Annotated in this window: 10 protein-coding genes; all 10 read left to right on the plus strand. The window is 60.4% G+C overall.

Annotated elements, in window-relative coordinates:
• Positions 1-15: 15 nt before the first annotated feature.
• The 10 genes from purB (at position 16) to nuoF (ending at position 11,129) form a co-directional block, all read left to right on the plus strand.
• Positions 16-1,386, plus strand: a complete 1,371-nt coding sequence (gene purB / locus KVQ74_RS07560; RefSeq protein ID WP_027614666.1) for an adenylosuccinate lyase — start codon at positions 16-18, stop codon at positions 1,384-1,386.
• 86 nt (positions 1,387-1,472) lie between these two features.
• Complete coding sequence (locus KVQ74_RS07565) at positions 1,473-2,642, plus strand: ribosomal protein uL16 3-hydroxylase (protein ID WP_217830463.1); 1,170 nt, start codon at positions 1,473-1,475, stop codon at positions 2,640-2,642.
• Entirely contained in the window at positions 2,635-3,060 is a 426-nt protein-coding gene (locus tag KVQ74_RS07570; RefSeq protein WP_217830465.1) for a GNAT family N-acetyltransferase, read from the plus strand. The genes KVQ74_RS07565 and KVQ74_RS07570 overlap by 8 nt, the downstream gene beginning before the upstream one ends.
• A 161-nt stretch (positions 3,061-3,221) precedes the next feature.
• Positions 3,222-3,974 (plus strand): secretin N-terminal domain-containing protein, encoded by a 753-nt coding sequence (locus KVQ74_RS07575; protein WP_217830466.1) that lies wholly within the window; start codon positions 3,222-3,224, stop codon positions 3,972-3,974.
• A 476-nt stretch (positions 3,975-4,450) separates the two neighbouring features.
• Positions 4,451-5,776: an isocitrate lyase gene (gene aceA, locus KVQ74_RS07580; protein WP_217830467.1), complete on the plus strand. Its 1,326-nt coding sequence runs from the start codon at positions 4,451-4,453 to the stop codon at positions 5,774-5,776.
• A 547-nt stretch (positions 5,777-6,323) separates the two neighbouring features.
• Positions 6,324-6,737 (plus strand): NADH-quinone oxidoreductase subunit A, encoded by a 414-nt coding sequence (locus KVQ74_RS07585; protein ID WP_003223812.1) that lies wholly within the window; start codon positions 6,324-6,326, stop codon positions 6,735-6,737.
• A gap of 10 nt (positions 6,738-6,747) precedes the next feature.
• Positions 6,748-7,422: a NuoB/complex I 20 kDa subunit family protein gene (locus tag KVQ74_RS07590; RefSeq protein ID WP_217830468.1), complete on the plus strand. Its 675-nt coding sequence runs from the start codon at positions 6,748-6,750 to the stop codon at positions 7,420-7,422.
• A 73-nt stretch (positions 7,423-7,495) separates the two neighbouring features.
• Positions 7,496-9,280, plus strand: a complete 1,785-nt coding sequence (gene nuoC / locus KVQ74_RS07595) for an NADH-quinone oxidoreductase subunit C/D (RefSeq protein WP_217830469.1) — start codon at positions 7,496-7,498, stop codon at positions 9,278-9,280.
• Positions 9,281-9,282: 2 nt separating this feature from the next.
• The gene (nuoE, locus tag KVQ74_RS07600) at positions 9,283-9,780 is read left to right on the plus strand and encodes an NADH-quinone oxidoreductase subunit NuoE (RefSeq protein ID WP_003223804.1); all 498 of its coding nucleotides are present in this window, start codon (positions 9,283-9,285) and stop codon (positions 9,778-9,780) included.
• Positions 9,777-11,129: an NADH-quinone oxidoreductase subunit NuoF gene (gene nuoF / locus KVQ74_RS07605; protein ID WP_217830470.1), complete on the plus strand. Its 1,353-nt coding sequence runs from the start codon at positions 9,777-9,779 to the stop codon at positions 11,127-11,129. The genes nuoE and nuoF overlap by 4 nt, the downstream gene beginning before the upstream one ends.
• The last annotated feature ends 14 nt before the right edge of the window (positions 11,130-11,143 follow it).

Below are 11,143 nucleotides of genomic sequence, written 5' to 3' on the forward strand. Positions count from 1 at the left end.
GTCCGAGAACACCCCATGCAGCTCTCTTCGCTCACTGCGGTTTCCCCTGTTGACGGCCGCTACGCCGGCAAAACCCAGGCCCTGCGCCCTATTTTCAGCGAGTACGGCCTGATCCGTGCCCGCGTCCTGGTTGAAGTGCGCTGGCTCCAGCGCCTGGCCGCTCACGCCGGTATCCCGGAAGTGCCAGCCTTCTCCGCCGAGGCCAACGCCGTTCTGAATGAACTGGCTGAAAACTTCTCGCTGGAGCACGCCGAGCGCGTCAAAGAGATCGAGCGCACCACCAACCACGACGTCAAGGCGATCGAATACCTGCTCAAGGAGCAGGCGGCCAAGCTGCCGGAACTGGCCAAGGTCAGCGAGTTCATCCACTTTGCCTGCACCAGCGAAGACATCAACAACCTGTCCCACGCCCTGATGCTGCGCGAAGGCCGTGACGACGTGATGCTGCCGCTGATGCGCCAGACCGCCAACGCCATCCGCGAACTGGCCATCCGTTTCGCCGACGTGCCGATGCTGTCGCGCACCCACGGTCAGCCGGCTTCGCCGACCACCCTGGGCAAGGAACTGGCGAACGTGGTTTACCGTCTCGAGCGCCAGATCGCTCAGGTCGCCGCCGTTCCGCTGCTGGGCAAGATCAACGGCGCTGTCGGCAACTACAACGCTCACCTGTCGGCCTACCCGCAGATCGACTGGGAAGCCAACGCCCGCGCCTTCATCGAAGACGAACTGGGCCTGGGCTTCAACCCGTACACCACGCAGATCGAACCGCACGACTACATCGCCGAGCTGTTCGACGCGATCGCGCGCTTCAACACCATCCTGATCGACTTCGACCGTGACATCTGGGGCTACATCTCCCTGGGTTACTTCAAGCAGCGCACCATCGCCGGCGAAATCGGTTCGTCGACCATGCCGCACAAGGTCAACCCGATCGACTTCGAAAACTCCGAAGGCAACCTGGGCATCGCCAACGCACTGTTCCAGCACCTGGCGAGCAAGCTGCCGATTTCCCGCTGGCAGCGTGACCTGACCGACTCCACCGTACTGCGTAACCTCGGTGTCGGCTTCGCCCACAGCGTGATCGCGTACGAAGCGAGCCTCAAAGGCATCAGCAAGCTCGAACTCAACGCCGACAAGATTGCTGCCGATCTGGACGCCTGCTGGGAAGTCCTGGCCGAGCCGATCCAGACCGTGATGCGTCGCTACAACATCGAAAACCCGTACGAGAAGCTGAAAGAGCTGACTCGCGGCAAGGGCATCAGCCCTGAAGCGCTGCAGACTTTCATCGACGGCCTGGACATGCCAGCCGAAGCGAAAGCCGAGCTCAAGCAACTGACGCCGGCCAACTACATCGGCAACGCTGTGGCACAAGCCAAACGCATCTGATCGACCGCTTGACCCGTTTAAGACGCCCGGCCGCGCCGGGCGTTTTTATTCCCGCGTGAAAAGTGCTTTTTTTCAATAGGTTACATATGAATTCCGATACTCCTCTTCAACTTCTGGGCGGTCTCACGGCGCGCGAGTTCCTGCGCGACTACTGGCAGAAAAAACCACTGCTGATCCGTCAGGCGATTCCTGACTTCGAAAGCCCGATCGACCCCGACGAACTGGCCGGCCTGGCCCTGGAAGAAGAAGTCGAATCGCGCCTGGTGATCGAACACGGCGAGCGTCCCTGGGAACTGCGTCGCGGCCCGTTCGCCGAAGACGAATTCAGCAAACTGCCGGAACGCGAGTGGACCCTGCTGGTACAGGCTGTCGACCAGTTCGTGCCGGAAGTCAGCGAACTGCTGGAAAACTTCCGCTTCCTGCCGAGCTGGCGCGTCGACGACGTGATGATCAGCTTTGCCGCTCCGGGCGGCAGCGTCGGCCCGCACTTCGACAACTACGACGTGTTCCTGCTGCAAGGCCACGGCAAGCGCAACTGGAAAATCGGCCAGATGTGCGACTCCGAGAGCCCGCTGCTGCAACACGCCGACCTGCGCATCCTCGCTGAATTCGAAGAGACCGCCGAGTGGGTACTGGAGCCCGGCGACATGCTCTACCTGCCGCCGCGCCTGGCCCACTGCGGTGTGGCCGTGGACGACTGCATGACCTACTCGGTCGGCTTCCGCGCGCCAAGCGCCTCCGAGGTGCTGACCCACTTCACCGACTTCCTCAGCCAGTTCCTGACTGACGAAGAGCGCTACACCGACGCCGATGCCGTCCCGGCAGCCGATCCGCACCAGATTCAACACGATGCGCTGGATCGCCTGAAAAGCCTGCTGGCCGAGCACATGAGCGATGAACGCCTGCTGCTGACCTGGTTCGGCCAGTACATGACCGAACCGCGCTACCCGGAACTGGTGGTCGGCCCGGAAGAAGTCGGCGAAGAAGACTTCATCGCCGCTCTGGAAGACGGCGCCATCCTGATCCGCAATCCGAGCGCGCGCCTGGCCTGGTCGGAAGTCGATGACGATCTGCTGCTGTTCGCCAGCGGCCAGAGCCGTTATCTGCCGGGCAAGCTGCGCGAACTGCTGAAGATGATCTGCGCCGCCGACGCGCTGCACATCGACAACCTCGGCGAATGGCTGAGCGACGAGGATGGTCGCGGCCTGCTGTGCGAGCTGGTCAAGCAGGGCAGCCTGGGGTTCGCCGATGAATAAAATTCGCGTACGTGTCGCAGACTGGCAAAAGGACAACGCCGAGATCCGGCGCATTCGTGAAACGGTGTTCATCGCCGAACAATCGGTGCCACCCGAGCTGGAATGGGACGCCGATGACGCGACCGCCGTACATTTTCTGGCACTGGAAGGCGACTTTCCGATCGGCACCGCCCGCCTGCTGCCCGACGGGCATGTCGGCCGGGTTTCGGTACTCAAGGACTGGCGCGGACTGAAAGTCGGCGACGCACTGATGCAAGCAGTGATCGCCGAAGCCGAAGCGCGCGGCCTGAAGCAGCAGATGCTCAGCGCCCAGGTACAGGCCACAGCGTTTTACGAACGCCTGGGCTTCAACCTGGTCAGTGAGGAATTCCTGGAAGCCGGGATTCCGCATGTCGACATGGTTCGTCATTCGGCCTGATACCGAGGCGCGGCCCAGCTCGCGAAGAGAGCCTCAAGAGCACCACAAAACGCCCCGCCATTCTCGGATGCCGGGGCGTTTTGCTGTCTACGATTCAACTTGCCCCACCCCGGGCCGACAAACTGGCAATATCAAGCCTTTCGAAAGCGGAGATAACGGACATGTCCCTACGCACCCTGCTCACCACCCTGCTGCTCGGCTGCAGTCTTTCGGTGATGGCAGCCACAGAAATCGTGCCCCTCAAGTACCGCACCAGCGCCGACATGCTGCCGGTGGCACAGGACTTCATCGGCAAGGACGGCCAGGTCAGCGCCTACGGCAATCAACTGATCGTCAAGGCAGAACCGGACAAGATCGAGGAACTCAAGGCGCTGCTGTCACAACTCGACACCGCGCCCAAACGCTTGCTGATCACGGTCGACACCAACGAAAACAACGGTCGCGGCGACGACGGCTACTCGGTCAATGGCGCCCAGACCCGCATCATCAGCCGCAGCACCGCCAGTCGCGACGGCGGCATCCAGCAAGTGCAGGCCAGCGAAGGCGCACCGGCACTGATTCAGGTCGGCCAGAGCGTGCCGATCACCAGCAGCCAGAGCGACTCCTACGGCAACTACGCCAGCCAGACTCAATATCGCAACGTGACCCAGGGGTTCTATGTCACCGCCAGCGTCACCGGAGAGACCGTTCATCTGTCGATCAGTACCAACCGTGACCGCATGAGCCAGGAACGTCCCGATGTAGTGAACGTACAAAGTACCGACACAACCGTCAGCGGACGCCTGGGCGAATGGATCACCCTTGCCGGCGTCAATCGCCAGACTCAAGCCGACAAACAGGGCCTGGCCCGCAGCTACTCGACTCAAGGCCGGGATGACATGACCTTGCGGGTGAAAGTCGACACCCTGGACTAAAGCACCAAAAACTGACTGATTAGTCGTATTAGACGAAAGATGTAGTGCTTTAAAAAAAGCACTACAAAACGTTTGACGCGAAAAAAAAGCGAAGGCATGATGGCCTCGCTCCCGCTAATCAGAGGCCCTGGCAAGGGCCTTCGAAGCGATGTTCGCACCTACCCCGCGAACCGCTTCGTGTCTGTACCGCCCACAAGGTGTGTTTGACGAGGTTGCCGACTGGAACGAAGTTGTCCCGAGGGACGGAAGCGTAATTAGGTAACCCGGCATCACACTGCTGTTCGCACAACGGTCCACGACACCCGCATGCGCCCGTCAGTTTCGCCCTTACCTGCTCACTTCCCCTCGAGCCCATCGTTCATCCCGTCGCCTACCCCGTTCGAATCCGACTTGACCACCCAACCTTCTGGTCAGCGAGCGCAGGAATTTTCCACCGCAGAACAACTTTTCATAAAGACGCGACGAGGTTTATCTCCATGGCACTGACACGCGAACAGCAAATTGCAGCCCTTGAAAAAGACTGGGCTGAAAACCCGCGCTGGAAAGGCGTGACTCGCACCTACTCCGCTGCTGACGTCGTTCGTCTGCGTGGCTCGGTTCAACCAGAGCACACCCTGGCGAAAATGGGCGCCGAGAAGCTGTGGAATCTGGTGACCCAGGGTGCCAAGCCGTCCTTCCGCCCAGAGAAAGATTTCGTCAACTGCATGGGCGCCCTGACCGGCGGCCAGGCCGTGCAACAAGTCAAGGCCGGTATCCAGGCGATCTACCTGTCCGGCTGGCAGGTTGCAGCGGACAACAACTCCGCCGAATCGATGTACCCGGACCAGTCGCTGTACCCGGTGGACTCGGTTCCAACCGTGGTCAAGCGCATCAACAACTCGTTCCGTCGTGCCGACCAGATCCAGTGGAAAGCCGGCAAGAACCCGGGCGACGACGGCTACATCGACTACTTCGCTCCGATCGTGGCTGACGCCGAAGCCGGTTTCGGCGGCGTCCTGAACGCTTACGAGCTGATGAAGAGCATGATCGAAGCAGGCGCCGCCGGCGTTCACTTCGAAGACCAACTGGCGTCCGTGAAGAAATGCGGCCACATGGGCGGCAAGGTACTGGTTCCAACCCAGGAAGCCGTGCAGAAGCTCACCGCTGCCCGTCTGGCGGCCGACGTTGCCGGCGTACCGACCATCATCCTGGCCCGTACCGACGCCAACGCCGCCGACCTGCTGACCTCCGATTGCGACCCGTACGACCAGCCGTTCGTGACCGGCACCCGCACCCAGGAAGGTTTCTACAAGGTTCGCGCCGGCCTGGATCAAGCCATCGCCCGTGGCCTGGCCTACGCGCCGTACGCCGACCTGATCTGGTGCGAAACCGCCAAGCCGGACCTCGACGAAGCCCGTCGCTTCGCCGAAGCGATCAAGAAGGAATACCCGGACCAGATCCTGTCGTACAACTGCTCGCCTTCCTTCAACTGGAAGAAAAACCTGGACGACGCGACCATCGCCAAGTTCCAGCGCGAACTGTCCGCCATGGGTTACAAGCACCAGTTCATCACCCTGGCCGGCATTCACAACATGTGGCACAGCATGTTCAACCTGGCGCACGACTACGCCCGCAACGACATGACCGCCTACGTGAAGCTGCAAGAGCAGGAATTCGCTGACGCCGCCAAGGGCTACACCTTCGTGGCTCACCAGCAGGAAGTGGGCACCGGCTACTTCGACGACATGACCACCGTGATCCAGGGTGGCTCGTCCTCGGTCACCGCACTGACCGGTTCCACCGAAGAAGAACAGTTCCACTGATCGACTTCGCCTGAGCAAACGGCCTTTGCGGACCGGATAGAAAGCTAACCGCACTGCCGCACAACTGACGCCCCGACTGGTTCGGGGCGTTTTTTTTGCCTGCTGCTCAGCAGCCCTCTCCTGGATTCTCTGTCAGCCCGGACCACAACATTGATCCAGCACAAGGCAGGCAGCAAAAAAATCCGCTAAAACGAGCGCCGCCGCTACTTGCAGTAACGTGCAAGTAAGACAACTTCCCAACACCCGGCTCGAATAAAAGTAACAAAACCAGCCCAAACGATATTAATTATCATTTAGCAACAACTATGCTTGTTACGATTCTTACAAAACATCATTCACAGAATTCCGGCTAATGCCCGCAACGCATGGGCTGCGGGGCTTTCGAGGTGCGCTATGTCCTTATTCCAATAAATAATTTCGCTATAGGAATTTTACTTGCAGGGTGTTTAGCCATAAAATCAGCGCGATTGATTGCTGCGACATATCGTCACTGCCTTATTTCTTTATCAAGCTCAGAGACCTTTGCTCTCTGTTAAGGATTACCAGCATGCCCGAAGCGACAGGACTCATGGCCCACAACTGGGGCTTTGCCATTTTCCTTCTGGGTGTCGTCGGCCTGTGCGCCTTCATGCTCGGTGTTTCCAGCCTCCTCGGGTCAAAAGCCTGGGGCCGCAGCAAAAACGAACCGTTCGAGTCCGGCATGCTACCTACCGGTGGCGCCCGCTTGCGGCTCTCAGCCAAATTCTATCTGGTCGCGATGCTGTTCGTGATCTTCGATATCGAAGCCCTCTTTCTCTTTGCATGGTCTGTGTCCGTCCGCGAAAGCGGCTGGACCGGATTCGTCGAAGCTCTCGTTTTCATAGCAATTCTGTTGGCAGGTCTTGTCTACCTGTTCCGAGTGGGCGCCCTTGACTGGGCTCCGGAAGCTCGTCGCAAGCGGCAGGCGAAGCTGAAACAATGAGGCTTTGGCAATGCAATACAATCTCACCAGAATCGACCCTGATGCTCCTAACGAGCAGTATCCGATCGGCCAGCGGGAAACCGTTTCCGATCCGTTAGAGGATCAGGTCCACAAAAACATTTTCATGGGCAAGCTCGAAGACGTGCTGAGTGGCGCGGTCAACTGGGGGCGTAAAAACTCCCTGTGGCCGTACAACTTCGGCCTTTCGTGCTGCTACGTGGAAATGACCACCGCCTTCACGGCGCCCCACGACATCGCGCGCTTCGGCGCCGAGGTTATCCGGGCATCGCCGCGCCAGGCCGACTTCATGGTTATCGCCGGCACCTGCTTCATCAAGATGGCCCCGATCATCCAGCGTCTGTACGAGCAGATGCTCGAGCCCAAGTGGGTGATCTCGATGGGTTCGTGCGCCAACTCCGGCGGCATGTACGACATCTACTCCGTGGTTCAGGGGGTGGACAAGTTCCTGCCCGTTGACGTCTACGTACCTGGCTGCCCGCCCCGTCCAGAAGCATTTCTGCAAGGCTTGATGCTGTTGCAGGAATCGATTGGCCAGGAGCGTCGCCCTCTTTCCTGGGTCGTTGGTGATCAAGGCGTTTATCGCGCCGACATGCCTTCGCAAAAGGAACAGCGTCGCGAACAGCGTATTCAGGTAACCAACCTGCGCAGCCCTGACGAAGTCTGATCCAGATCTGTTCTTACAAAGAAACGAGAAGCTGGCTTCATTCTTTACGTTGACCGAAAGCGAAAAAATAACCATGACTACAGGCAGTGCTCTGTACATCCCGCCTTATAAGGCAGACGACCAGGATGTGGTCGTCGAACTGAACAACCGTTTTGGCGCCGAAGCGTTCACCGCTCAGCCGACCCGCACCGGCATGCCGGTGCTGTGGGTGGCACGCGCCAGGCTCGTTGAAGTCCTGACTTTCCTGCGCAACCTGCCCAAGCCGTACGTCATGCTCTATGACCTGCACGGCGTGGACGAGCGTCTGCGCACCAAGCGTCAAGGGCTGCCGAGCGACGCCGAATTCACCGTGTTCTATCACCTCATGTCGCTGGAACGTAATAGTGACGTGATGATCAAGGTTGCCTTGTCCGAGAGCGACCTCAGCCTGCCAAGCGTCACCAGCATCTGGCCGAATGCCAACTGGTACGAGCGCGAAGTCTGGGACATGTACGGCATCGACTTCAAAGGCCACCCTCACCTGTCGCGCATCATGATGCCGCCAACCTGGGAAGGTCACCCGCTGCGCAAGGACTTCCCGGCGCGTGCCACCGAATTCGATCCGTTCAGCCTCAACCTGGCCAAGCAACAGCTCGAGGAAGAAGCCGCGCGCTTCCGCCCTGAAGACTGGGGCATGAAGCGTTCCGGCCCGAACGAGGACTACATGTTCCTCAACCTCGGCCCGAACCACCCTTCGGCCCACGGTGCATTCCGTATCATCCTGCAACTGGACGGCGAAGAGATCGTCGACTGCGTGCCGGACATCGGCTACCACCACCGTGGTGCCGAGAAGATGGCCGAGCGTCAGTCCTGGCACAGTTTCATCCCGTACACCGACCGTATCGACTACCTCGGCGGCGTGATGAACAACCTGCCGTACGTGCTCTCGGTCGAGAAGCTGGCCGGCATCAAGGTGCCGGAGAAGGTCGACGTCATCCGCATCATGATGGCCGAGTTCTTCCGGATCACCAGCCACCTGCTATTCCTGGGTACATACATCCAGGACGTCGGCGCGATGACCCCGGTGTTCTTCACCTTCACCGACCGCCAGAAGGCGTACACGGTGATCGAAGCCATCACCGGTTTCCGCCTGCACCCGGCCTGGTATCGCATCGGTGGTGTCGCCCACGACCTGCCGCGCGGCTGGGACAAACTGGTTCGCGACTTCGTCGAATGGCTGCCAAAACGCCTCGACGAATACACCAAGGCCGCCCTGCAGAACAGCATCCTCAAGGGCCGGACCATCGGCGTTGCCCAGTACAACACCAAAGAAGCCCTGGAATGGGGCGTCACCGGTGCCGGCCTGCGTTCCACCGGTTGCGACTTCGACCTGCGCAAGGCGCGTCCGTACTCCGGCTACGAGAACTTCGAGTTCGAAGTGCCGCTGGCCGCCAACGGCGACGCCTATGACCGCTGCATGGTGCGCGTCGAAGAGATGCGCCAGAGCGTCAAGATCATCGAGCAGTGCCTGCGCAACATGCCGGAAGGCCCGTACAAGGCGGATCACCCGCTGACTACGCCGCCGCCGAAAGAGCGCACGCTGCAGCACATCGAAACCCTGATCACGCACTTCCTGCAGGTTTCGTGGGGTCCGGTCATGCCGGCCAACGAATCCTTCCAGATGATCGAAGCGACCAAGGGTATCAACAGTTATTACCTGACGAGCGACGGCGGCACCATGAGCTACCGTACCCGGATCCGCACTCCGAGCTTCGCCCACCTGCAGCAGATCCCTTCGGTGATCAAAGGCAGTATGGTCGCGGACATGATTGCGTACCTGGGTAGTATCGATTTCGTTATGGCCGACGTGGACCGCTAAGCATGAACAGCACGCTTATCCAGACAGACCGTTTCACCTTGAGTGAAACCGAGCGCTCGGCCATCGAGCACGAGCTGCATCACTACGAAGACCCGCGCGCGGCGTCGATCGAAGCCCTGAAGATCGTTCAGAAGGAACGCGGCTGGGTGCCGGACGGCGCCTTGTACGCCATCGGCGAAATCCTCGGCATCCCGGCCAGCGACGTTGAAGGCGTGGCCACGTTCTACAGCCAGATTTTCCGTCAGCCAGTGGGCCGTCACATCATTCGCGTCTGCGACAGCATGGTCTGCTACATCGGCGGCCACGAGTCGGTGGTCAGTGAAATCCAGAACAATCTGGGCATCGGCCTGGGTCAGACCACCGCCGACGGTCGTTTCACCCTGCTGCCGGTCTGCTGCCTCGGCAACTGCGACAAGGCGCCGGCACTGATGATCGATGACGACACCTTTGGCGACGTACAGCCTGCCGGCGTCGCCAAACTGCTCGAGGGCTACGTATGACCCTGACTTCTTTCGGTCCTGCCAACCGCATCAAGCGTTCGGCCGAGACTCATCCGCTGACCTGGCGCCTGCGTGACGACGGCGAAGCCGTGTGGCTCGACGAATACCAGGCCAAGAACGGTTACGCCGCCGCGCGTAAAGCCTTCGCCGAAATGGATCAGGACGGCATCGTCCAGACCGTGAAGGACGCCGGCCTCAAGGGTCGCGGCGGTGCGGGCTTCCCGACTGGCGTGAAATGGGGCCTGATGCCCAAGGACGAATCCATCAACATCCGCTACCTGCTGTGCAACGCGGATGAAATGGAGCCGAACACCTGGAAAGACCGCATGCTGATGGAGCAACTGCCCCATCTGCTGATCGAAGGCATGCTGATCAGCGCCCGCGCGCTGAAAACCTACCGTGGCTACATCTTCCTGCGTGGCGAGTACACCACCGCCGCCAAGCACCTCAACCGTGCGGTGGAAGAAGCCAAGGCAGCAGGCCTGCTGGGCAAGAACATCCTGGGCAGCGGCTTCGATTTCGAGCTGTTCGTCCACACCGGCGCCGGGCGTTACATCTGCGGTGAAGAAACCGCGCTGATCAACTCCCTCGAAGGTCGCCGCGCCAACCCGCGCTCCAAGCCGCCCTTCCCTGCCGCCGTGGGCGTGTGGGGCAAGCCGACTTGCGTGAACAACGTTGAAACCCTGTGCAACGTGCCGGCGATCATTGCCGACGGCGTGGACTGGTACAAATCCCTGGCCCGCGACGGCAGCGAAGACATGGGCACCAAGCTCATGGGCTTCTCCGGCAAGGTCAAGAACCCGGGCCTGTGGGAGCTGCCTTTCGGCGTGACCGCACGCGAGCTGTTCGAAGACTACGCCGGCGGCATGCGCGACGGTTACAAGCTCAAGGCCTGGCAACCAGGCGGCGCCGGTACGGGTTTCCTGTTGCCGGAACACCTCGATGCACAAATGTATGCCGGCGGCATCGCCAAGGTGGGCACCCGCATGGGTACTGGCCTGGCAATGGCGGTGGACGACAGCATCAACATGGTGTCCCTGCTGCGCAACATGGAAGAGTTCTTCGCCCGTGAGTCGTGCGGTTTCTGCACCCCTTGCCGCGACGGTCTGCCATGGAGCGTGAAGCTGCTGCGCGCCATCGAAAACGGTCAGGGCCGCGAGGGGGATATCGAAACCCTACTCGGTCTGGTCGGTTTCCTCGGCCCAGGCAAGACCTTCTGTGCTCACGCACCGGGTGCCGTGGAGCCGCTGGGCAGCGCCATCAAATACTTCCGTCCGGAGTTCGAAGCCGGCATTGCTCCTGGCAATGTCGCCCCGCCTCTGGCAAAGCCGATCGTAGTCGGCGCGTAAACGCTTAAAAAGGC

Source organism: Pseudomonas botevensis (genome assembly GCF_019145475.1).
GTDB lineage: Bacteria > Pseudomonadota > Gammaproteobacteria > Pseudomonadales > Pseudomonadaceae > Aquipseudomonas > Aquipseudomonas botevensis.

What these genes read in the sequence shown, in the direction of transcription:
- KVQ74_RS07590 (WP_217830468.1), top strand. Translation starts at nt 6,748, where the DNA reads ATGCAATACAATCTCACCAGAATCGACCCTGATGCTCCTAACGAGCAG.
- nuoC (WP_217830469.1), top strand. Translation starts at nt 7,496, where the DNA reads ATGACTACAGGCAGTGCTCTGTACATCCCGCCTTATAAGGCAGACGAC.
- KVQ74_RS07575 (WP_217830466.1), top strand. Translation starts at nt 3,222, where the DNA reads ATGTCCCTACGCACCCTGCTCACCACCCTGCTGCTCGGCTGCAGTCTT.
- aceA (WP_217830467.1), top strand. Translation starts at nt 4,451, where the DNA reads ATGGCACTGACACGCGAACAGCAAATTGCAGCCCTTGAAAAAGACTGG.
- KVQ74_RS07565 (WP_217830463.1), top strand. Translation starts at nt 1,473, where the DNA reads ATGAATTCCGATACTCCTCTTCAACTTCTGGGCGGTCTCACGGCGCGC.
- nuoF (WP_217830470.1), top strand. Translation starts at nt 9,777, where the DNA reads ATGACCCTGACTTCTTTCGGTCCTGCCAACCGCATCAAGCGTTCGGCC.
- nuoE (WP_003223804.1), top strand. Translation starts at nt 9,283, where the DNA reads ATGAACAGCACGCTTATCCAGACAGACCGTTTCACCTTGAGTGAAACC.
- KVQ74_RS07570 (WP_217830465.1), top strand. Translation starts at nt 2,635, where the DNA reads ATGAATAAAATTCGCGTACGTGTCGCAGACTGGCAAAAGGACAACGCC.
- purB (WP_027614666.1), top strand. Translation starts at nt 16, where the DNA reads ATGCAGCTCTCTTCGCTCACTGCGGTTTCCCCTGTTGACGGCCGCTAC.
- KVQ74_RS07585 (WP_003223812.1), top strand. Translation starts at nt 6,324, where the DNA reads ATGCCCGAAGCGACAGGACTCATGGCCCACAACTGGGGCTTTGCCATT.